At 37.5% G+C, this 23178-nt stretch carries 19 protein-coding genes; 5 read left to right on the top strand and 14 right to left on the bottom strand.

Translation table 11 applies throughout. From position 1 onward, the window contains the following. Positions 1 to 6 precede the first annotated feature (6 nt). Positions 7 to 1149 carry an acyl-CoA dehydrogenase gene (locus D778_RS08555; protein WP_007649704.1) on the top strand — a complete coding sequence of 381 codons (1143 nt, stop codon included), beginning with the start codon at positions 7 to 9 and terminating at the stop codon, positions 1147 to 1149. Positions 1150 to 1275: 126 nt separating this feature from the next. On the opposite strand, the gene D778_RS14850 is transcribed toward D778_RS08555, so the two are convergent. Together D778_RS14850 and D778_RS08560 are read right to left on the bottom strand one after the other, a co-directional pair. Next, positions 1276 to 1407: a hypothetical protein gene (locus tag D778_RS14850; protein ID WP_007649706.1), complete on the bottom strand. Its 132-nt coding sequence runs from the start codon at positions 1405 to 1407 to the stop codon at positions 1276 to 1278. Positions 1408 to 1578: 171 nt separating this feature from the next. After that, complete coding sequence (locus D778_RS08560) at positions 1579 to 2118, bottom strand: sigma-70 family RNA polymerase sigma factor (RefSeq protein ID WP_007649708.1); 540 nt, start codon at positions 2116 to 2118, stop codon at positions 1579 to 1581. Positions 2119 to 2516: 398 nt separating this feature from the next. Here D778_RS08560 and cas1 point away from each other — a divergent pair, with 398 nt between their 5' ends. After that, positions 2517 to 3401 (top strand): type II CRISPR-associated endonuclease Cas1, encoded by an 885-nt coding sequence (cas1, locus tag D778_RS08565; protein WP_007649709.1) that lies wholly within the window; start codon positions 2517 to 2519, stop codon positions 3399 to 3401. Between the two features lie 14 nt (positions 3402 to 3415). Then, on the top strand, positions 3416 to 3721 hold the full coding sequence (gene cas2 / locus D778_RS08570) for a CRISPR-associated endonuclease Cas2 (RefSeq protein ID WP_007649714.1): 306 nt from the start codon (positions 3416 to 3418) through the stop codon (positions 3719 to 3721). Here the strand turns inward: cas2 and D778_RS08575 are convergent. The 3 genes from D778_RS08575 to D778_RS08585 all read right to left on the bottom strand — a co-directional run bounded on the left by D778_RS08575 (position 3718) and on the right by D778_RS08585 (position 9122). After that, positions 3718 to 4248, bottom strand: a complete 531-nt coding sequence (locus D778_RS08575) for a transposase (RefSeq protein WP_007649715.1) — start codon at positions 4246 to 4248, stop codon at positions 3718 to 3720. The two genes, cas2 and D778_RS08575, sit on opposite strands and share 4 nt — an antisense overlap. Positions 4249 to 4706: 458 nt before the next feature. Next, positions 4707 to 5447: a hypothetical protein gene (locus D778_RS14190; RefSeq protein ID WP_007649716.1), complete on the bottom strand. Its 741-nt coding sequence runs from the start codon at positions 5445 to 5447 to the stop codon at positions 4707 to 4709. A gap of 228 nt (positions 5448 to 5675) precedes the next feature. Then, complete coding sequence (locus D778_RS08585; protein WP_007649718.1) at positions 5676 to 9122, bottom strand: methylmalonyl-CoA mutase family protein; 3447 nt, start codon at positions 9120 to 9122, stop codon at positions 5676 to 5678. A 128-nt stretch (positions 9123 to 9250) separates the two neighbouring features. On the opposite strand from D778_RS08585, the gene D778_RS08590 reads away from it, so the two are divergent. Next, positions 9251 to 9958, top strand: coding sequence for a DUF4197 domain-containing protein (locus D778_RS08590; RefSeq protein ID WP_040491952.1), 708 nt, complete (start codon positions 9251 to 9253; stop codon positions 9956 to 9958). A 271-nt stretch (positions 9959 to 10229) separates the two neighbouring features. Next, on the top strand, positions 10230 to 10430 hold the full coding sequence (locus D778_RS08595) for a Lacal_2735 family protein (RefSeq protein WP_007649720.1): 201 nt from the start codon (positions 10230 to 10232) through the stop codon (positions 10428 to 10430). A 30-nt stretch (positions 10431 to 10460) separates the two neighbouring features. On the opposite strand, the gene D778_RS08600 is transcribed toward D778_RS08595, so the two are convergent. From D778_RS08600 to D778_RS08645, 9 genes are all read right to left on the bottom strand, one after another. After that, positions 10461 to 11258 carry an ABC transporter substrate-binding protein gene (locus D778_RS08600; RefSeq protein WP_040491922.1) on the bottom strand — a complete coding sequence of 266 codons (798 nt, stop codon included), beginning with the start codon at positions 11256 to 11258 and terminating at the stop codon, positions 10461 to 10463. Between the two features lie 72 nt (positions 11259 to 11330). After that, the gene (gene pyrF, locus D778_RS08605; protein ID WP_007649722.1) at positions 11331 to 12152 is read right to left on the bottom strand and encodes an orotidine-5'-phosphate decarboxylase; all 822 of its coding nucleotides are present in this window, start codon (positions 12150 to 12152) and stop codon (positions 11331 to 11333) included. A 34-nt stretch (positions 12153 to 12186) separates the two neighbouring features. Further along, positions 12187 to 13263 carry a peptide chain release factor 1 gene (gene prfA / locus D778_RS08610; protein WP_007649723.1) on the bottom strand — a complete coding sequence of 359 codons (1077 nt, stop codon included), beginning with the start codon at positions 13261 to 13263 and terminating at the stop codon, positions 12187 to 12189. Between the two features lie 469 nt (positions 13264 to 13732). Continuing rightward, positions 13733 to 16291, bottom strand: coding sequence for an adenosylcobalamin-dependent ribonucleoside-diphosphate reductase (locus D778_RS08620; protein WP_007649728.1), 2559 nt, complete (start codon positions 16289 to 16291; stop codon positions 13733 to 13735). Positions 16292 to 16470: 179 nt separating this feature from the next. Continuing rightward, the gene (locus tag D778_RS08625; RefSeq protein WP_007649729.1) at positions 16471 to 17424 is read right to left on the bottom strand and encodes a DUF3078 domain-containing protein; all 954 of its coding nucleotides are present in this window, start codon (positions 17422 to 17424) and stop codon (positions 16471 to 16473) included. 19 nt (positions 17425 to 17443) lie between these two features. Continuing rightward, complete coding sequence (locus D778_RS08630; protein WP_007649730.1) at positions 17444 to 18622, bottom strand: AIR synthase related protein; 1179 nt, start codon at positions 18620 to 18622, stop codon at positions 17444 to 17446. A gap of 39 nt (positions 18623 to 18661) precedes the next feature. Further along, a complete protein-coding gene (locus D778_RS08635; protein ID WP_238307632.1) occupies positions 18662 to 19315 on the bottom strand; it encodes a Curli production assembly/transport component CsgG in 654 nt (217 codons plus the stop codon). A gap of 545 nt (positions 19316 to 19860) precedes the next feature. Then, complete coding sequence (locus D778_RS08640; RefSeq protein WP_007649732.1) at positions 19861 to 22047, bottom strand: glutamine synthetase III family protein; 2187 nt, start codon at positions 22045 to 22047, stop codon at positions 19861 to 19863. A gap of 125 nt (positions 22048 to 22172) precedes the next feature. After that, positions 22173 to 23123, bottom strand: a complete 951-nt coding sequence (locus tag D778_RS08645; protein WP_007649733.1) for a calcium/sodium antiporter — start codon at positions 23121 to 23123, stop codon at positions 22173 to 22175. Positions 23124 to 23178: the final 55 nt, after the last annotated feature.

Raw genomic sequence — 23178 nt, forward strand, 5'->3', positions numbered from 1 at the left:
GAAACTATGGATTTTAACCTTACCGAAGAACACATCATGATACGCGATGCTGCTCGCGATTTTGCGCAAACCGAACTACTTCCTGGTGTGATAGAACGAGATAACACACAAACGTTTCCAGATAGCTTGGTTCGCAAAATGGGCGAATTGGGTTTTATGGGCATCATGGTAGACCCTAAATATGGTGGCTCTGGAATGGATGCCATTTCTTATGTGTTGATCATGGAAGAACTTTCTAAAATTGATGCATCGGCTTCCGTAATGGTTTCTGTAAACAATTCTTTGGTGTGCTATGGCCTGGAGGCTTTTGGAACTGAAGAACAAAAACAAAAATACCTTAGCAAATTGGCTACAGGTGAAGTTATTGGTGCTTTCTGTTTAAGTGAGCCTGAAGCTGGTAGCGATGCAACCTCACAAAAAACCACTGCCATAGACATGGGGGACCACTACATCTTAAATGGTACAAAAAACTGGATCACCAATGGCGGACGTGCAGATGTTTATTTGGTAATTGCCCAAACAGATAGAGATAAAGGCCATAGAGGCATCAATGCATTTATAGTTGAAAAAGGCATGCCTGGTTTTGATATTGGACCAAAAGAAGATAAGTTGGGCATTAGAGGTAGCGATACCCATACCTTACAGTTTAACGACGTAAAGGTCCCTAAGGAAAATAGAATTGGAGAAGATGGTTTTGGGTTCAAATTTGCCATGAAAACACTCTCTGGAGGTAGAATAGGAATCGCAGCGCAAGCCCTAGGGATAGCTTCTGGCGCTTACGAACTGGCTCTAAAATACTCCAAAGAGCGCAAAGCCTTCGGAACAGAAATTTCAAACCATCAAGCCATTGCTTTTAAGTTGGCAGACATGGCCACAGAAATTGAAGCTGCAAGAATGTTGGTAATGAAAGCTGCTTGGGACAAAGACCAAGGCAACAATTACGATATGTCCAGTGCCATGGCCAAGCTGTACGCATCACAAGTAGCCATGACACATACAGTTGAAGCCGTGCAAATTCATGGTGGTAACGGTTTTGTTAAAGAATACCATGTGGAACGCTTAATGCGTGATGCCAAAATCACACAAATCTATGAAGGTACTTCAGAAATACAGAAAATTGTAATCTCAAGAGGCATCTTAAAAGACTAAATGTCTTCTTTGTAAAAAATCAAAGTAAATAACAAGAAAATACTTAAAAGTCCAAACCATGGTTTGGACTTTTTTTTTATGTGTTGATAAAATGCCTTTCGCGAAATCCAACGAAACGCATACAAGCTAACTAGCCTTATTCAAGGGAAGGATGTAACTATCTGCTTCGTGGTATTTTTCAGATTTAATGATGTTCAATAACCAGTCCAAATGATTTTCAGACCGTCTTTTAAAACTGTAATTTAAAGTTGCTTCCATAATCCTAGTGTTTATAAAATGAGTCAACTTAAAGTTACATAGAGAAAAAATGTCTTAATAATATTTTAGCCCAACAGCAAATTTATTACCCTAAAAAACACCCACTTACAAAAAAATAAGACGAAATCCATCCTTTAAAAATCAAAACGGATAGTAATAAAATTAATAGGATTAATGGCAGACCTTGCAGTCTTTTTTATCTTTTATTTCACCAACCAAATAACCTTGGTCGTTCATTTTAAAGTCGCAACAATCCATAAATCCTTGTGCTATCTGCTTTCTGGCACGTTGTATCTGAGATTTAACTGTAGCCAAGGGCAAGTCTAGCTGGGCAGCAACTTCCTGTTGTTTTAAACCTTTTATATCAGACAGGTATAAAGGGAGCTTGTATTTTTTAGGAAGGCTTTTAAGGATACCATGCAAACAGTCGGCTTCTGTGTGTTCTGAAGTGTCTTCTGGATAAACCACCTCTGTGTCGTTATCACTGGCAACCAACTTGTGTTTTCTAAAATAATCCAAAACCGTATATCTGGCTACAGAAAACACCCAAGCCTTCAATTTGGATGCGTCTTTCAAACTATCTTTTTTGGTATGGATTTTTATAAAGGTATCCTGCAACAAATCATCTGCCACAAAATCATCCTGCACTTTACTTAAAATAAAGTGTTTCACATCATCGGCATATAAATTCCAAATGTATTGGGTGGTCATGTTTATAACATTAAAAGCAACAGCTACTTTAGCATAAAATTACTAAAATAGTTGCTGCTTCATTCTTATTTAGCAAATCTTAACAGTTGCAATGCGCACAAGTACAATTGTCACAAGTGCAGTTTTTACAAGTTCCGCTGCTACAACCTTCGCAGTTGCAGGTACATGCTGTTTGTTTCATGGTATATGTTTTAAAGTTTATATAATAGACGTGGCACAAGTAAAAAAGATGCAAAATGGATGCCATTTTTTTCAATCCATTTCTGCTAAACTATCTATCAGCACACGCAATTCATCGGTAAAATCTTCATAGTCTGACAGTTTACCTCAAAAATCAACCTTATAAAGAAATATTTTTTTACAAAAACTATCTGTATCTATATTATAAATAAAAAGCAATGTTAAAAAAGTCCGTTTTAATAGAACAAAAAAGCAAAGTCACTTGTAAAAATCTACAACTTCATATAAAAACCGAAAAACGTGAAGCGAGTATTCCCATTGAAGATATAGGGTTTTTGGTAATAGACAATCCCGAAACATATGTAAGCATCCCAGCCTTAAACCTACTTGTGGAAAACAACACTTCTGTAATTATTTGCAATACCTCACATCTTCCCAATGGCATGTTCCTAAACCTAAATAGCCATCATATTCAACAAGAAATGTTTAAACATCAAATAAATGCCAGTATGCCTTTAAAAAAACAATTATGGCAACAAACCATTAAGAGAAAGATTAAAAATCAAGGCATCTTATTGAACCGAATAACCAACAAAAAAAACACCTTTGAATTTTTGGAATCCAAAGTGTTAAGTGGAGATTCCTCAAATATGGAAGCAGTAGCTGCCAGTTTCTATTGGAAATCGTTTTTTGAACACGATTTTAAAAGGGAACGCTTTGGAGCTTACCCAAACAATTTTCTTAATTATGGTTATGCCATTTTAAGGGCTGCTACTGCTAGAGCCTTATCTGGTAGCGGTTTGCTAAATACCTTAGGCATCCACCATAAGAGTAAATACAATGCTTTTGCCTTGGCAGATGATATCATGGAACCTTTTAGACCCATAGTGGACGAAGCTGTTTATCTAATCATGCAGCAAGATGATGAACAGAACCTTACAACACCAATAAAGTCTGAGCTCCTCCAGATACTTACCAGAACGGTTTATTTTAAAAAAGAAAAAAGCCCGTTAATGGTTGCATTGCAAAAAACAGCCAGTTCCTTACAACAATGTTATGCTGGCAATAGAAAGAAAATTAAATATCCCGAATTATGGAGTTAAACGCTTATAGAGTTATGTGGCTATTTGTATTTTTTGATTTACCTACCGATACTCCTAAAGACAGACGCAATGCAGCTGGATTTAGAAAAAACTTAATAAAGGATGGTTTTACCATGATGCAATATTCTGTTTACATGCGCCATTGTGCCAGCAGTGAAAGTGCAGATGTGCACGAAAGACGCATCAAGCGCTTATTGCCTCCTTTGGGCAAAGTAAGCGTGCTAAGAATAACCGATAAACAATTTGGAAACATTATGAATTTTTGGGGAAGAGCCGAGGTGCCCAAAGAACCACAACCAACACAACTGGAACTATTTTAAACCGAACGAAACAAATCATCCTCAAACCAGTTTTTGGGGTTTTCATCAATATAGGCATGGATGTTCTTATATGCTTTATCATCTCTAATAATATGATCGTGAAAAGAGCGATGCCAGGCAAACTCCAAAAAACCTGTTTCATGTATTAATTTAGAAGCCGTTGTCTTAAAAGCTCCCATAAGGCTAGATAAAGATTTAATTTTTATTTCTTTTGAAACACTTGAACTATCTATTTCAAGGATTAGGTGCAAATGATTTGGCATGATGACAGAATTGTGGATAGCCACATAAGGATATTGAACAGGCAACCAACCTAAACGCTCTTGAACAATTAAACCATAAAGATTTAATTTCATGACATAATTGATTTCAACATGATTTTCCAGGCCATCCCGTACGGACAGGTCGCGACCTGCCCCCATTCCATCACAATCCATCTCCACAACCTCACCAAAACAACATAACATATCCTTCACACAAATAGTGACGAAATATAGATTATCACTGGAATAATCAAATCCCTTCATTCTATTTCGTTTTCTGCGCTTCAAATTAAAATTTAAAAAAGATTAATAATAAATATAAAAAATTATTCCCGTACGGACAGCTCGTGAGCTGTCCGCCTAAAGCTCGTGAGCTGCCCTCTTAAAGCTCGAGAACATGCCCAAATATCTCACCCTTTTAAAATTTTTATATAATGCCTTTCAAAATCAGATATTTAAAAATGATTCACAAATTTTATTTAAATTCCCCGTACGGACAGCTCGTGAGCTGTCCGCTTAAAGCTCGTGAGCTGTCCGCTTAAAGCTCGCGAGCTGCCCTATTAAAGCTCGAAAGCTATCCTCTTAAAGCTCGTGAGCTATCCCTTAAAGCTCGTGAGCTGTCCTAAAAAGCCATTCTCATAAAAAAAAACAGCTCTTTTAAATAAAAAGAACTGCCCAATTAAATAGAGATACCTCTCAATTTAACAAATTAAATAAAACACCTAAATCCCAACAACCTGGACCCCAAAAGCATGTCCTCCAGACAACATATAGCCTTCGCCATTTACCATTTGGTAAAACGCCACACGAGCTATGGCAAACACTGTTCCAGTACCACTTGGCAGTGCAGACACAGGTATACTAAAAGCATCTCCCATATAATCCCGTTCTAGGATCAAAGGAGCTTCTATCACCTGCGTATAGCTTTTGGTTTCAAAATCAAAACGTATCAACCCCAAAAGCACTTCCATATAAGAGGCCTCTTTTGGAAAACCGGCATGAGCTGCCTGAAATCCAGTAACATGTAAAGTCAAGCTGTTCCAATCAAATTCATAGTTACAGGGAAATAAATTGGGCCGTTTGGGTGTAAACACAAAATGCTGCAACAAGTGTTTCCCTGTATCGGTTGCCATGCCTAATGATACCTGACGCTCACCTCGCTTGGAAACCAGATCCGCATCCTTGATCCTTGTAAACAACTGCATCAACCTACTATGTAAGGTACCATCTTTATACCCTATTGTAAAAGGCCTTATGGAACGCTTAAAATATTTATTGGTCCGTGAAGCTTCAGAAAATTCATCATTGTTTTCACGAACCCGAACCATTCTCGGACTATTTTTAATAGCTTCTCTGGTAAAACCTCCTCCTCCTTCCCTTAGCGTAGGTTTGCCCAAACGATCGTAAAAATTAATACCACCTATAGTCCCTTTAATAAATATAATACCTCGATACGTTGCCATAATATATATTGTTTAGTTCAATAAAGTTAGTATAAAATCCTTAAAAATCAAATATATACGTGAAATATATATCAAATTTAAAACTATCTTATTACAAATATAAACCGTATATATACCGAGTATATGTCGACTATATGCCGACTTTATATCGACTTTTACTTACAGATGCTCCAAAAAAAATCCCAGGAAACTTCCCGGGACTTTCATATAATAATTATGTTACTTCTCTTACATATTGCGTCTGTATTGTCCTCCAACCTCAAATAAAGCTGTAGTAATTTCTCCTAAAGAACATACCTTACAAACGTCCATCAAGGCTTCAAAAATGTTTTCGTTATGAATCGCCTTTTGCTGAAGGTCTTTCAACAAGGCCTTTGTATCATAGGTTTTATGCAAATTCTCCAAGGTTTTAATTTGTAGCTGCTTTTCTTCTTCGGTAGCTCTAATAACCTCTGCAGGCAATACCGTTGGAGATCCTTTCGAACTCAAAAACGTGTTCACACCAATAATCGGAAACTCACCATTGTGTTTCAAGGTTTCGTAATACAAACTCTCTTCCTGTATTTTACTGCGTTGATACATGGTTTCCATAGCACCTAAAACCCCTCCACGTTCGGTAATCCTATCAAATTCCATCAATACGGCTTCCTCTACCAAATCGGTCAACTCCTCTATGATGAAAGAGCCCTGTAATGGATTTTCGTTCTTAGCCAAACCTAACTCTTTATTGATAATCAATTGAATGGCCATGGCACGTCTCACAGATTCTTCGGTTGGCGTGGTAATGGCCTCATCATAGGCATTGGTGTGCAAGGAGTTGCAATTATCGTATATCGCATATAAGGCCTGTAGCGTGGTACGAATATCGTTAAAGTCAATTTCTTGGGCATGCAAGCTACGTCCTGATGTCTGGATATGATATTTAAGCATTTGAGCACGCTCATTGGCACCATATTTATGTTTCATGGCCTTGGCCCAAATTTTCCTGGCAACTCGTCCTATAACAGCATACTCCGGATCAATACCATTGGAGAAAAAGAAGGATAGGTTTGGACCAAACTTATTGATGTCCATCCCTCTACTTAAATAATACTCCACATAGGTAAACCCATTGGATAAGGTTAAAGCCAATTGCGTGATTGGGTTGGCTCCTGCTTCGGCTATATGATATCCTGAAATAGAAACCGAATAGAAGTTACGCACGTTATGTTCTATAAAATATTCCTGAACGTCACCCATTAAACGCAATGCAAATTCCGTAGAGAATATACAGGTGTTTTGCGCCTGGTCTTCTTTTAATATATCTGCTTGAACCGTTCCTCTTACCTGTGCTATGGTTTTGGTTTTGATCTCTTGATATACTTGCTCCGGAAGCACTTGATCGCCAGTAACCCCCAAAAGCATCAAGCCCAAGCCATCGTTCCCTTCCGGTAGTTTTCCATGATACTTGGGTCTTTCTGTACCCTTTTCCTTGTATAAGGCTGCTATTTTTGCTTCAACCTCCTGTTCCAATCCATGCTCTTTAATGTAAAGCTCACATTGTTGGTCTATAGCTGCATTCATAAAAAAGCCCAATAACATAGGTGCTGGACCATTAATGGTCATACTAACAGAGGTCATCACATCTGCTAAATTAAAGCCTGAATACAGTTTTTTGGCATCGTCCAAACAGCAAATGGACACTCCTGCATTTCCTATCTTTCCGTAAATATCTGGTCGCAAATCCGGATCGTTTCCGTATAAGGTAACGCTATCAAAAGCTGTAGACAAACGCTTGGCAGGCATGCCTTGACTTACATAATGAAACCGTTTGTTGGTACGCTCTGGACCTCCTTCACCAGCAAACATTCTGGCTGGATCTTCGCCTGTTCTCTTAAATGGATACAAGCCTGAAGCATATGGAAATTCCCCTGGTACATTTTCTTGCAAACACCATTTTAAAATATCTCCCCAAGCTTGGTATTTTGGCAAAGCCACTTTTGGAATTTGTGTATGGGACAGGGATTCCGTATGGGTTTCAATTTTTATTTCTTTATCCCTTACTTTAAATGAGTAAATAGGATTTTTGTATTTGTTCACTTTATCATCCCAACCAGTTATCACTTCCCAGTTGTAAGGATCTAGATCCAATTTCACACGGTCAAATTCTTTAAGCAACAAGCTCAAAAAGTCTTTGTCACTGTCATCTTGAGCGTAGCGAAGGATCCCATTACTATTCAACCCATTCTTGTCAAGAAAAGATTGCTTCGCTTCATTTCCAATGACATTGGAAACAGATTCTATGGTTTTATAAATCCCATACAACTTTTGAGCTACTTCCACTTGCTCCAACGCTTTTTTATCGTAATTACGATTGTTTTCAGCTATTTCAGACAGATAGCGTGTTCTTGAAGGTGGAATCACGAATACCTTTTCGCTCATTTCATCGGAAATATGAAAGGTCGATTTTAAATCGGCATCAGCCTTTGCCACCAAGGTATCCATGACTGCTTTATAAAGCGTATTCATTCCAGGATCATTGAATTGCGAAGCAATGGTTCCAAAAACCGGTAGTTCGTCCTGATTCACTTCCCACAATTGATGGTTACGCATATATTGTTTCTTCACGTCGCGTAAAGCGTCCAAAGCCCCACGTTTATCAAACTTGTTGATGGCTACCAAATCGGCAAAATCCAGCATGTCAATCTTTTCCAATTGGGTGGCTGCACCAAACTCCGGAGTCATTACATATAAGGAAACATCACTATGCTCTATAATTTCCGTGTCACTTTGCCCGATACCTGAAGTCTCTAAAATAATCAAATCGTACGCAGCTGCTTTCAATACCTCCACGGCTTCATGAACGTATTTGGACAAGGCTAAATTGGATTGTCTGGTAGCCAAACTACGCATATAAACCCTAGGGTTGTTTATGGCGTTCATGCGAATCCTATCTCCCAATAGTGCGCCTCCTGTTTTACGTTTGGAGGGATCCACAGAAATTAAACCAACAGTTTTTTCTGGAAAGTCTATTAAAAAACGTCTCACCAATTCATCTACCAAAGACGATTTTCCAGCACCACCTGTTCCTGTAATGCCCAATACGGGTGTCTTGGAGTTCTTATTCTTGTCATGTATCTGTTCCAAAGTGCCCTTGGCAACCTCAGGGAAGTTTTCTGCCGAAGATATAACACGGGCTATGGCTTTGGGGTTTTTCTTTTGAAGCTCCTCCAGCTCTACGTTTAAGTGATCACCTACTGCAAAATCGGATTGGGCAACCAAGTCATTAATCATGCCCTGCAAACCCATTTCCCTGCCATCGTCTGGAGAATAAATCCTGGCAATCCCATAATCCATCAACTCTTTGATTTCCGATGGTAAAATAACACCGCCTCCACCACCAAAAATCTTGATATGCTCAGCACCTTTTTCCTTCAACAAATCGTACATGTATTTAAAATACTCATTATGTCCTCCTTGGTAAGACGTCAAACAAATGGCATTGGCATCCTCTTGTATGGCAGTGTTTACAACTTCATCAACACTTCTGTCATGTCCCAAATGAATCACTTCCACACCTGTTGCCTGTATTATGCGTCGCATGATGTTTATAGAGGCATCATGCCCATCAAATAAGGAGGCTGCAGTTACAATTCGTACTTTATGTTTGGGTGTATAAGGTGCTATAGGCTTCATATAAAATCTTATTTTTTTAGTGGCACAAATTTAAGCAATATTCAATAAAACCACCATATTAGTTTGAGTTTATAATCTTTTATGGTATTTTAAAATCAATCATGGTATATTTGTCAAAAAAAGATACCATGATTAAAAAATGTACAGTTTTATTAGTATGTATGACTCTGTTCTCTTGTGCCGAATTACAAGAGGCTGTCAACCAATTACCGGAAAGCACCTCAACCATCAGCAATACCGAGATTGCAGCTGGCTTACGCGCAGCCTTGGATCAAGGCATAGAAAAACAAGTAAGCAAACTTACCCAAACAGATGGGTTTTATAAAAACGACTTAGTGAAAATCCTACTCCCGGAAGAGTTGCAAAAAGTAGACAAGACCCTTCGAGATATTGGACTGGGATCCTTGGCAGATGAAGGCTTGAAAGTCTTGAATCGTGCAGCCGAAGATGCCGTAGCCACTGCTACCCCTATTTTTGTAAACGCTGTAAAAGACATCTCCTTTGCCGATGCCAAAACCATTCTATTGGGAAATGACGATGCCGCTACACGCTATTTGGCAGGCAAAACAGAAGCAGCGTTATATACCGAGTTCCATCCGGTTATAAACGCATCGTTTCAAAAAGTGGGAGCCGATCAAATCTGGTCCAATTTAATCAATAAGTACAACGCTGTTCCATTTACATCCAATGTAAACCCAGATTTAACCGATTATGTGACTCAAGAAGCCTTAAAAGGGGTTTACAAAATGATTGCCGTGGAAGAAAAAGAGATTAGAACCAAATACACTTCCAGGACCACCAATTTACTGAAACAGGTTTTTGCCCTTCAGGATTAATCGGCATTATCGCATTAATTTAAACTTTAAGTTTTATTGATATTTAGCTAACATAAAACCTCGTAAAAAACACCATCTTTGTATTGATTTTATTTCAAAAAAGAAAATTTCACGCGTCTTGTGGAGAATTTGAATTAAGTTAGTTAGTTAGTTAAAAAAATCGATTCTACTTGAATCGATTTTTTTTTATTAACAAAACACAAAATTAACACATTGTTAACTTGCTGATTTATATAATTTTAAATATATTTATTATTCAAAGGTGTGAGCAATGGAAAATGTAAACAAAATCAGACAAAACCAAATCAAGTTACAGAATCGTTACAAACAACTCATTGAGCAGGCATACAACCTACGCGAAACAGATTGTGCCTTGAGCGACATTTCGGAATTTAAAGCCATCAAGTTGTTAAACAAACTGAACAGGTTAAAGTATCTAAACAGGGAACCTGCCAAACAACGCTTGTTGTAATTACTTGTTTTTTTTAAGTGCTAAAAGTCTTTATCCTTTTAAAGATTCAAACCTTAGCGCTTTAAAATATTCAAAAGATTTTGCCAATCTAGAACCATACCAAGAAAACAATTCGCCATCTACCAATAACACCTTTGCCTGGGGAAACTTGTTTTTCATATCTGTTACATGCGAATCTTTAAACGGAAATGGCTCTGTTGAAAGCATGATAACTTCAACCTGCCCATCGATATCTTTATCCAAATCAATCTCTGGATACCTCTCTAAGTTTTGAAACAGGTTTTCAAATAAAGCTTCCTGCATCAAGTTATTGATAAAGGTGTGGTTTGCGGCTACCATCCATGGATGTTTCCAAATAAAATAAACAGTTTTTAATGGAGCTAAGCCCTTGATATCCTCCTGGAATTTTAGTCGTTCCTGTTTTATGGTTGCAACTAGTTTCCCTGCTTTATCTTCCACTGTAAACAAGTTGCCATACATGTGTATCAATTCCAAACAATCTTCAAGGGTATGAATGTCGCTAATATGAACGGGAGCTATGGTCTCCAAAACCTCTATCATTTCTTGGGTATTCTCTTCCTTGTTGCAAAGAATGATATCTGGCTGAAGCGCTTTTATCTTATCGAAATGCACCTGTTTGGTACCTCCAACCACCTGCTTGTCGGAGAGTAAGTGTTTTGGATGCACACAGAATTTTGTAATGCCTACAAGGGAAGGCTCCAAACCTAAATCGCATAACAATTCTGTTTGGGATGGCACTAAAGACACAATCCGTTTTGGGACATGCATTATTTGAATTGTTCTATTTAGTTGGTCCACTATTGTCATTGCGAATAAAATTTAAATTTTTCTGTGCCAATCTCTTAATTAAACAAAAAAAATCCCACGTCATTATCACTTCTAGGATTGACTGTTGAGAATCACTTCCATTTCCTGTTGAAGCTCATTGGCTTTGTTTGCAGCTGCTTGAGCAAAATCCGTTTGATTGGAAGCATAAATGATGCCTCTAGAAGAGTTTATAAGTAAGCCAACATGTTTGTTTAATCCATACTTACAGACATCCTGAAGGTTTCCACCTTGAGCACCAACTCCTGGCACCAACAAAAAACTATCTGGAACAATCTTTCTAATGTCTGCTAAAAACGTGGCTTTGGTTGCTCCAACCACATACATCAAGTTCCTAGAGTTTTTATAGGTCTTAGACACCTCAAGAACTTCTTTATATAATTCTTTATTATTGACCTTTAGCGTTTGAAAATCGAATGCGCCTGCATTGGACGTTAAGGCCAACATAATGGTGTGCTTGTCATGAAAAGCCAAAAAGGGCTCAACTGAATCCCTGCCCATATAAGGAGCTACCGTGACACTGTCAAAGCCCAAATCTTCAAAAAAAGCCTTGGCATACATGCTGCTGGTATTTCCTATGTCGCCTCTTTTGGCATCTGCTATCGTAAAGATTTCTGGATAATTTGCATTGAGATATTGAATGGTTTTCTCTAAAGATTTCCATCCTTTTAACCCATAAGCTTCGTAAAAGGCAGTATTGGGTTTGTAAGCCACACACAACTGATGTGTGGCATCTATAATGGCTTTGTTAAAAGCAAAAATAGGGTCTTCTTCCTGCAATAGATGTTGAGGGATCTTGTTTAAATCAACATCTAATCCAATACACAAAAAGGATTTCTTTTTTCTGATTTGTTCTGTGAGTTGCTGTGTTGTCATCTTATAAAAAAAGCCTCAATTAAGAGGCCAGGTTTTAAATAATATCTGTATTTGCTTTTAACTTTTCTGTATTCTCAGCCAACTGAAGCTCATCTATTATACGCTGTATGTCTCCATTTACTATATTTTGCAAATCGTAAAGGGTTAAACCAATTCTATGATCTGTAACACGTCCTTGAGGATAATTGTAAGTTCTAATTTTGGCACTTCTATCTCCTGAACTTACCATAGAGCCACGTTTGGCAGCATCTTCGGCTTGCTTTTTGGCCAGCTCGATATCGTATAATCTGGAGCGCAATACCTTAAACGCTTTTTCTTTGTTTTTATGCTGTGATTTTTGGTCTTGACATTGAGCCACCAATCCTGTGGGAATATGTGTTAATCGCACAGCCGAGTAGGTTGTGTTCACCGACTGTCCTCCTGGTCCAGACGAACAGAAAAAATCTATTCGTACATCTTTTGGGTTGATTTCCACATCAAACTCTTCAGCTTCCGGAAACACCATAACAGTAGCAGCACTTGTATGCACACGTCCTTGGGTTTCTGTTTGTGGCACACGCTGTACACGATGCACACCTGCTTCAAATTTCAAGGTGCCATAAACATCCTCGCCAGTCACCTCAAACTGAATTTCCTTGAACCCACCATTGGTGCCCTCGCTAAAATCCACAGTATCCACTTTCCATCCTTTGCTTTCGCAATATTTGGTGTACATTCTAAATAAATCGCCTGCAAATATACTGGCTTCGTCTCCTCCTGTTCCTGCGCGTAGCTCAACTACGGCATTTTTGGAATCTTCAGGGTCTTTGGGTATTAAAAGGAGTTTTATTTCTTCTTCCAATTTCGGAATCCCTTCTTTGGCCTCCTCATATTGCATTTTGGCCATGTCCACCATTTCGGGATCACTTCCATCAGAAATAATGTCCTCAGCTTCTTTTAAGTTCTCGGTAAGGGTTATATACTGCTCACGTTTGTCCATTAACACACGTAAATCTTTGTATTCTTTATTTAACTCCACATAACGTTTTTGATCTGAAATAATATCTGGTTGGATGATTAAATCGCTAACCTCATCAAAACGTTGCTTTACTATTTGTAATTTATCTAACATGTACCATTCTAAATTGTGTGCCAAAAATACGATAATTTATGGATTTTGGAATTTTTTAAATTCCTGAATTTTAGCCTCTATCATTTCTTAGGAAATATTTTCAAAAAAAAGTCGTTTTTATACCATGATGCAGCGTTTTGGAGCCATATGGTTATTTTACAAACCCTATTTTATTTGGTCGTTTGCAATTAATATCGTGATCACGTTTGCAAATCCCCAACTTGTTCCTGCCATACTCACCAAACTGTTTTTAACCATTTTATTGTGGTACTTGATAAACGAAACCCATGCCAAACGCAAATTGATTTTTTACAACAACCTTGGCATTTCAACTTTAAAACTTTTCTGCGCAATATTTATAATTGACGTTCTGATCATGATTGCGTATCTTTCTTTCATAAAAGCATTTATATAAAAAAAGGGAAGCTGTAAACAACCTCCCTTATACCATTAAATTCTATATATGTGATTATCCACACTTAGAAGAACCACAGTCCTTACAAGTTAAACAACCCTCTTGATAAATTAAATTCCCTGAACTACAATTGGTACAGGTTTGCCCTTTGGCTTGTGTTCCATCTTCCACATAACGCTTTAACGCTCTAACCACACCATTTTTCCAGGTGTTGATGGATTCACTATCCAGTTGCAGGCTATTGATTAAATCGACTATCTTATCAATTGGCATTCCATGACGCAAGGTACTTGAAATCAATTTGGCATAGTTCCAATATTCTGGATTGAATTTATGCGACAAGCCTTCAATAGTGGTTTTGTAACCTCTTTTGTTTTGATATTGAAAATCGTAACGCGATGTTCCGTCTTCGTTTCTGTTTTTAATGATCAAGCCATTGTTTGCCCAACGTGGTATTAAAATACCATCTTCATCATCAGCCAAACCAGTAAATACTTCGTAAGGTTTACCATCAATCAAACCTATAAAGGCAATCCACTTTTCCTTGTTGTTTTGAAAACGTACCACATCAGCTTCTAAAACTTGTGGCCTTTTTGTAGGGAAGGCTGTTAAGGTTTCTTGTTGCTCATCTTCTTTCTTTTCTTCGTTGGAAATCAATACACCTGAACGGGAACCATCTCTATAAACAGTTACTCCTTTACAACCTGCTTCCCAAGCTTCTAAGTACAATTTACCTACCAATTCTTCAGTTGCATCATTAGGCAAATTGATAGTCACGCTGATGGAGTGATCCACCCATTTTTGCACAGCACCTTGCATGCTTACTTTGCTCATCCAATCCACATCGTTGGAAGTGGCTTTGTAATAAGGGGATTTTTTAACTATTTTATCGAGTTCTTCCTGAGTGTAATTCTTATCGGTAGCTATGCCGTTAACTTCCATCCATTGCTTGAATCTGTGATGAAACACCACATACTCTTCCCAAGAATCCCCAACCTCATCCACAAAATCCACACGTACATTTTTATCGTTAGGATTAACTTTTCTTCTACGCTTGTAAACTGGCATAAATACCGGCTCAATTCCTGAAGACGTTTGTGTCATTAAGCTGGTTGTTCCTGTTGGCGCAATCGTTAAAAGCGCAATGTTTCTGCGTCCATGCTCCAACATTTCGTAATACAACTTATCATCAGCCTCTTTTAAACGTTGAATAAACGGATTGTTTTTTTCACGTTCAGCATCGAATATGGCAAATGCCCCTCTATCTTTTGCAGTGTAAACAGATGCTCTATAGGCTTCTATCCCTAGGGTTTTATGTACTTCAACAGAAAAGGCATTTCCTTTTTTGCTTCCGTATTTTATACCTAAAGCTGCCAACATATCACCTTCGGCAGTAATACCAATTCCGGTTCTACGACCTTCGTTGGCTTTGGTTTTAATATTCAACCATAGGTTTCTTTCGGTCGCTTTAACTTCATCCAATTCTGGATCAGCATCTATTTTAGCGATAATGGCATCGATTTTCTCCAATTCCAAATCGATAATATCGTCCATGATGCGTTGTGCCACATGAATGTGTTTTTTAAACAAGTCGAAGTTAAAAGTAGCTTTATCCGTAAACGGGTTTTCAACATACGAAAACAAGTTCATGGCCAACAATCGGCAAGAGTCATAAGGACACAATGGGATTTCGCCACAAGGGTTCGTGGATACGGTTTTATAACCTAAATCGGCATAGCAATCTGGAACCGATTCCTTAATGATGGTATCCCAAAATAAAATACCAGGTTCTGCCGATTTCCATGCGTTGTGAACAATTTTTTTCCAAAGCTTATTGGCTTCAATGGTTTTTGAAAACTTAGGGTTGCTGCTGAATATTGGATATTTCTGAGTATAGGTTGAATTAGCTTTTACAGCCTTCATAAATTCATCATCAATTCTAACCGAAACATTGGCTCCAGTAACTTTACCTTGTTCCAATTTAGCATCTATAAAATCTTCGGAATCCGGATGGTTGATAGACACCGATAACATGAGCGCTCCACGACGACCATCTTGCGCAACCTCTCTTGTTGAATTAGAATAACGTTCCATAAAAGGCACGATACCTGTTGAAGTTAACGCCGAGTTTTTTACAGGAGAGCCTTTAGGTCGAATGTGAGACAAATCGTGACCAACACCTCCACGACGTTTCATAAGTTGTACTTGTTCTTGATCAATTTTCATGATACCACCATAGGAATCGGAATTGCCTTCGTTTCCTATAACAAAACAGTTGGAAAGCGAAGCTATTTGGTAAGGATTACCAATTCCAGCCATAGGACTTCCTTGTGGTACGATGTATTTAAAATCTTTAATTAAGTCGAAGATGGTCTCTTCGGACAATGGATTTGGGTAACGCGACTCGATTCTTGCAATTTCTTTTGCAATTCGCCTATGCATATCGTTTGGAGTCAGTTCGTATAAATTGCCCTCAGAATCTTTTAAGGCGTATTTATTGATCCATACGCGAGCAGCTAAATCGTCTCCATTAAAATATTTCACAGAAGCTTCAAAGGCGTCGTCTTGTGAATAGGTTGTAGGAAGCACTTTTGGTTGGGTTTGTACACTCATTTTTTCGGTCTTGTTTTAAAATATTTTTGTTTTTCTAATTTCATGTAAATTAAACAAAAATTTAGCACTTAAAACATGATTAAAATCATAAAGTTTACAAGAAAAAAATGTAACGTATTGTTTTTTAGGTGTTTAAAAATTTATTAACAATAAAAAGTTAACAAATTTTTTATTTTAAGTTAAAAGTCAACAACCACTCCAACACCAAGGATTTGCTTCCATTGCACCAAGGCTCCTACGGTTTCATAGTCACCTTCAACATCTGTTTCCACGATTGTTTTTACATCGTTATCGTATTTAAGATGCGACCCAAAATTGGCTTTTATAAAACTGTTCACCTTAAAATCGAAATTAATTTGCCAATCAACGTCAATATTTCCAAATTCATTTAAGTAATCTGTATAAAAACTTACATAATTGGAAAGCAAGACATTTTGAAAGATCTCCCTTTCATACACACTGGTTAAAAGAATGCCTATTTCGTTTCTAACGCGTTCTCCTTTTTGCACCAAATTTCCTTCGTCATCATACACTGCTGGCGCAACACCAAATGACCCAGCATTTGCCAGCTTGTCATCCAATACAAAGGTGGTTTTCATGGTTAAAGGGGAAAAATAGATTGAGAGTTCTTCTATATTTTTTCCATATTCCATGCCTCCACCTATAAACAGATAACCTGGAGCCATAAATCTGGACAGCACATTGGTATCGTCTGGATAGTTGTACCCTTTTGTGAACTGTGTTTTAAAATTAAACCTTGAAGAAAAAAACCAATTGCTGTATTCGTTTTTTTTATAACCTAAAGTAGAACTGACATCCAAAATATCGTCTGTTTTTCTCAAGCCTTGATTTTCTTGTTTATTGATTCCATATCGGGAAATCAAAATACTTTGCCAAATTAAGTGTTTGTACCTGTATTTTAAGATACTTTCAAAATTGAACAAGGCAGAAATGGAATTACTTCCTCCTGCGTTCCAATTAACAAAAGCAACCTCGCTTATAAGCGCACTGGCTTTATTTTTATGGGTCCATTTTGGTATGGTGATATCTTCTGTTTTGAAAAACAATGAATCTGGTTGAGAAAAAACAAATTGGCAACTAATGAAAGATACAATGAACAAAAACTTTTTCATGAATCTGATTTTTAAAAAACTAATAAACAAACACTCCAAACTCACTATTGATAGTAAGTTTCTTTTTTTCAGAAGCTTCAACACGACCGATGATTTTAGCATCCACTTGAAAGGATTTTGAAATATCAATGATGTCCTGAGCAACTTCGGGCGACACATACAACTCCATACGATGGCCACAGTTAAACACCTGATACATTTCCTTCCAATCTGTTTTGGATTGCTCCTGAATAAGCTTAAACAACGGAGGAACAGGGAACATATTATCTTTTACAACGTGAAGTTTATCTATAAAATGGAGAATCTTGGTTTGTGCCCCACCACTGCAATGCACCATGCCATGAATGACATTACTTTGATGTTTGGATAATATTTTTTTTATAATTGGTGCATAAGTCCTGGTTGGCGACAACACCAATTTTCCGGCATCTATGGGCGAATCCTTTACAGCATCTGTAAGCCTTACTTGTCCGGAATACACTAAATTATCAGGGACTGAAGCATCGTAACTTTCTGGGTATTTTTCTGCCAAATACTTGTGGAACACATCGTGTCTTGCAGAGGTCAATCCGTTGGAGCCCATACCTCCATTATAGCTTTTCTCGTATGAAGCTTGTCCAAAAGACTCCAAGCCCACAATAACATCCCCTGGTCTTATGTTGGCGTTATCAATAACCTCACTGCGCTTTAATCTGGCCGTAACCGTGGAGTCCACAATAATGGTCCTAACCAGATCACCAACATCGGCAGTTTCGCCTCCTGTTGAATGAATAGTCACACCAAAAGAGTTTAATTCTGAAATAAGTTCTTCCGTTCCATTGATAATTGCAGCAATAACCTCACCAGGAATCAGGTTTTTATTCCTTCCAATGGTTGAAGAGAGCATGATATGGTCTGTTGCGCCCACACACAGTAAATCGTCCACGTTCATGATAAGTGCATCTTGCGCAATTCCTTTCCAAACCGACAAGTCTCCGGTTTCTTTCCAGTACATATAGGCCAAAGAACTTTTGGTACCTGCACCATCGGCATGCATGACCAAGCAGTATGCATCATCATGGGTTAAATAGTCTGGAACAATTTTACAAAAAGCCTTGGGAAACAGCCCTTTATCGATGTTTTTTATAGCCTTGTGTACATCTTCTTTTGAGGCAGAAACACCTCTTTGCGCATATCTTTTGCTTACTTCTTCGCTCATGACAGTGGTTTGAGGGCAAAAGTAAGAATAGTTATTTATTTATTTGTTAATAATGGGATTGGAATTGATGATTGTAGGCTCGTTTTCATTAGTTTTAACTTTTCTTTTAGAACCTCCAAAGTAAAAATTCAGCCCAAGGGCCATTCTCCAATACACATCGTCCGATTCCCCATAAATCCTGCCATCCAACTCATCGCTATAAACATAATTGTAATCTGAATACAACTTAACACCTATTTTATCTGTCACAATGTATTCCAACCCCAAGCCTCCCTGCATTTTAGCAGCAGTTTGATCGAAATAGTTCGCAGCATTCAAACCTCCACCAATATAAGCATAAGGTGAAAACCTGCTGTAGGGGAATAAGGTCGTTTCCAAATTGACATCAAAAGACATAAAGCCTTCGTTCAATACATCTTTATAAGCCAAATTGAATTTGTTATAGCTTAGGTTGACATTTAAATAAGGGATGATGTATCTCTTATAACCAAGGTGCATATAAATTTCAAACATGGCATTGGCATAGTCCCCATTTGGAACCGAGGACCCAATAGCCACATCCACTACGTTATTCCCTCTTAAGCTATGGAACTCCTGTTTTAAAACAGCTTTTTTTTGAGCCCATCCATTGAAACCACTCAATCCAATTAACAGTATAAACAAGCATTGGACTTGAAGTTGTCTTTTCTTCATTTTTTAAAATATTTTAGAATTGCCATCTAGCAATTTATCGCTGCAATATAGCAAATAATCAATTACTTAGCCGTTTTTAAGAAAGCTTGAACAAAACACTGATTTTATTCCATAAAAAAACACTGATTTTTCAAGAAAAATATCTGAAAAAAAATCAGTGCTTGGAAAACCTTAATTAAAAGGTCAATATTTAAATAAGCAATTGCTTAAAATAAAAAAAGCAACGTTATTTTAAAAGTTTTGTTTGTTGATGAACGATTAAATCCTTCTGAGCGTTATCCTTATGCTTCTCACTGTTTCTTTGTGAAAATATAAAGGTTGCAGCCATAAGCATAAGAACACTTATAATGAGCCTTTTCATGTTAATTTGTATAATTGATTAATAGCTCTGCTAAAGTACTAAAAAGCAGCCTATTTCAAGAGCCATAAGTGAACTTTTCGTTAACTTACAAATTAAATCAGATAAACGACATCGTGATTATTTAAGACAAAAAAGTCCTGTTTCCCAGGACTTTTAAAATGTATGTGTTTTAACAAAAGAAAAGTTAGTTGGTAAACAACAATTCCCTGTATTTTGTAAGTGGCCAAAGCTCATCATCCACCAGTAATTCCAATTTATCGCAATGATACCTAATCTCGTTGAACAAAGGTTTTACCTTATTGCAATACGCATCCGCTTTTTTATCTATATCTTCTATGTGATTGGCTGTTTTTCTCTCGTTTATCATTTTGGTGACATTGGAGTTTATGGATTCTATATGCCCAGAGATTTCTTCAATCAAGGTCATTTGTTGTTTTGCAAATTTCTTGAAATCGTTGCCATAAATTTCCTTTAAGCCTTTTACGTTTTCTATTAACATGTTTTGATATCTAACAGCAGTTGGAACCACATGGTTTCTGGCAATATCGCCCAACACACGTCCTTCAATTTGAATATGCAAAACATATTCTTCCATCTCGATCTCGTATCTTGAAAGGGATTCTACCTTGTTCAGCACACCCAAATCTTCAAAAATCTTGATTGTTTTTTTGGAAACTTTGGCTTTTAAGGCTTCTGGTGTGGTTTTATGGTTGCTTAAGCCTCTTTTCTTGGCTTCTTTTTCCCAAGCCTCACCATAACCGTTGCCTTCAAACAAAATGTTTTTGGACTTTTTAATATACTCCCTTAAAATGTTAAAAATAGCTTCGTCTTTCTTTAGGCCTTTTGTGTCTATTAAGTTATCCACTTCTTTTTTGAACTCAATTAACTGGTTTGCCACAATGGTATTTAAAACGGTCATTGGATTAGCACAGTTTGCCGTAGAACCTACTGCCCTGAATTCAAATTTGTTACCTGTAAATGCAAAAGGCGAGGTTCTATTTCTATCAGTATTATCCAATAGAATCTCAGGGATTTTGCCAACCACATTCAGTTTTAAATCTGTTTTCTCTTCTGGGGACAATTTCCCATTGGTAACGTTTTGCAATTCGTCCAGCACATTGGTCAATTGTTCGCCAATAAAAACTGAAATGATAGCTGGAGGCGCCTCATTTGCCCCCAATCGATGGTCGTTACTAGCAGATGCTATGGAAGCCCTTACCAATTCTTCGTTATCATGAACAGCCTTAATGGTGTTTATGAAAAAGGTTAAAAACTGAAGGTTGCTCATAGGCGTTTTTCCAGGACCCAACAAGTTAACACCTGTATTGGTGCTCAAACTCCAATTGTTGTGTTTTCCCGAACCGTTTACACCAGCAAAAGGCTTTTCGTGGAACAAGACTTTGAAATCGTGGCGTTCTGCCACCTTATCCATCACATCCATTAATAAGGAGTTGTGGTCAACAGCCAAGTTAGCTTCATCATAAACTGGAGCCAACTCAAACTGATTTGGCGCTACTTCATTATGTCTGGTTTTAACTGGAATCCCAAGCAACATACATTCTGTTTCAAGATCTCTCATATACTGCATGGCCCTATTAGGAATGGTACCAAAATAATGATCGTCCAACTGTTGTCCTTTTGCTGAAGAGTGTCCCAACAAGGTTCTGCCGGTTAATTGGATATCTGGTCTTGAAGCAGCCAATCCTCTGTCTATTAGAAAATATTCCTGTTCCCATCCTAATGAGGCATTGACCTTTTTAACATTTTTATCGAAATACTTACATACCTCAACAGCTGCATTATCTATAGCTTGTAAAGCACGCAGCAAAGGGGTTTTGTAATCCAAAGCTTCTCCTGTATAAGCAACAAACACAGTTGGAATACATAAAGTGGTTCCATAAACAAAGGCTGGGGATGTAGGGTCCCAAGCTGTATAGCCACGCGCTTCAAAGGTGTTTCTAATACCTCCATTAGGAAAACTGGAAGCATCCGGTTCTTGTTGCACCAACTGGCCTCCACCAAACTTTTCAATGGCACGTCCATTACCTATAGGTTCAAAAAAAGCATCATGTTTTTCTGCAGTTGCTCCCGTTAAAGGTTGAAACCAGTGTGTATAATGTGTAACCCCTTTGGAAATAGCCCATTCTTTCATACCTGTTGAAATATGATCTGCCACAACCCTATCTATTTTGGTGCCATTGACAATGGCATCCATAACACTTACAAATGCTTCTTTGGTAAGGTATTGACGCATTTTATCTTCATTAAAAACATTGGCACAAAAGATATTGGAACGTCGTTCCTTTTCTTCTATTTTAATGGGCTTCTTATTAAGGGACTTCTTAATAGCGTGAAATCTTAAAGTTGACATAATTTGTTTGTTAGTTTTGAATATTTGAGGGCAAAGTTATAAAAAAAATGTTTTTACAAATAAATAACCCCTAAAAAATTAGGGGTCAACTATAATAATTACCTAAAATTTAACCTTAAACCCTATTATTCGCCTGTAAAGGTCAAATAAATAAAAACCAAATAAGCTCCGAAAATAAAAAACCCTTTAAGCCTTCCTATTTCAAATTTTTTAGGCAATAACATAAAAGGAATTAAAATAGCTGCAAATCCAATCATCCAGAAAATATCGTTAGTCAATAGTTTCTGACTGTCTAAAGCAATTGGATGGATCATGGCCGTTAGGCCCAAAACAGATGCTATATTAAAAATGTTGGATCCAATTAAATTCCCAAGAGAAATGGCTTTTTCCTGTTTTACTGCAGCTATTACCGATGCTGCGAGTTCAGGAACGCTGGTACCTATGGCTACCATGGTTACAGAGATTACACGTTCGCTCACTCCAAAAGACAAAGCCAGGTCCTTAGCCCCTAATACCAACCATTCACTTCCAAAATAAAGTGCAAAACCACCAATTAACAACCAAACTATTATTTTAAAATTGGATGTTTTTTGCAAGGCATCGTCTACTTCTTCAATGTCCACTGTATCTTTTTCCTTGGAGCGTTTGATCAATATATAAAGGAACACGATAAGAGACACAAACAACAACAAACCTTCAGTAAAATTGATAATCAATCCACTTTTCAAAATAAAATATAGTGCAATGGACAGGAGCATCATCATGGGCCAATTCAATTTATAAAAATCCTCGCTTATGGACAAAGGGGAAATAATAGCCGTAATCCCCAAAACCAGACCAATGTTGGCAATGTTGGACCCAATAACATTTCCCAAAGCTATATCTGGAGAACCATCCAAAGCTGCCTGTAAGCTTACCAAAAGTTCTGGTGCAGAAGTTGCAAAGGATACAACCGTCATACCTATAACCAACTTTGAGATGTTGAATTTAAATGAGAGCGATACAGAAGACCGTACTAAAAACTCCCCTCCAACAACCAATAAAACCAACCCAAGCACTATCCAAACTAAACTCATAAACTAAATTTTTCGCGAAGATAACATTTCCTACGAAAAGTTAATGAAAACTAAA

This window comes from Xanthomarina gelatinilytica, from assembly GCF_000348685.1.
Lineage (GTDB): Bacteria > Bacteroidota > Bacteroidia > Flavobacteriales > Flavobacteriaceae > Xanthomarina > Xanthomarina gelatinilytica.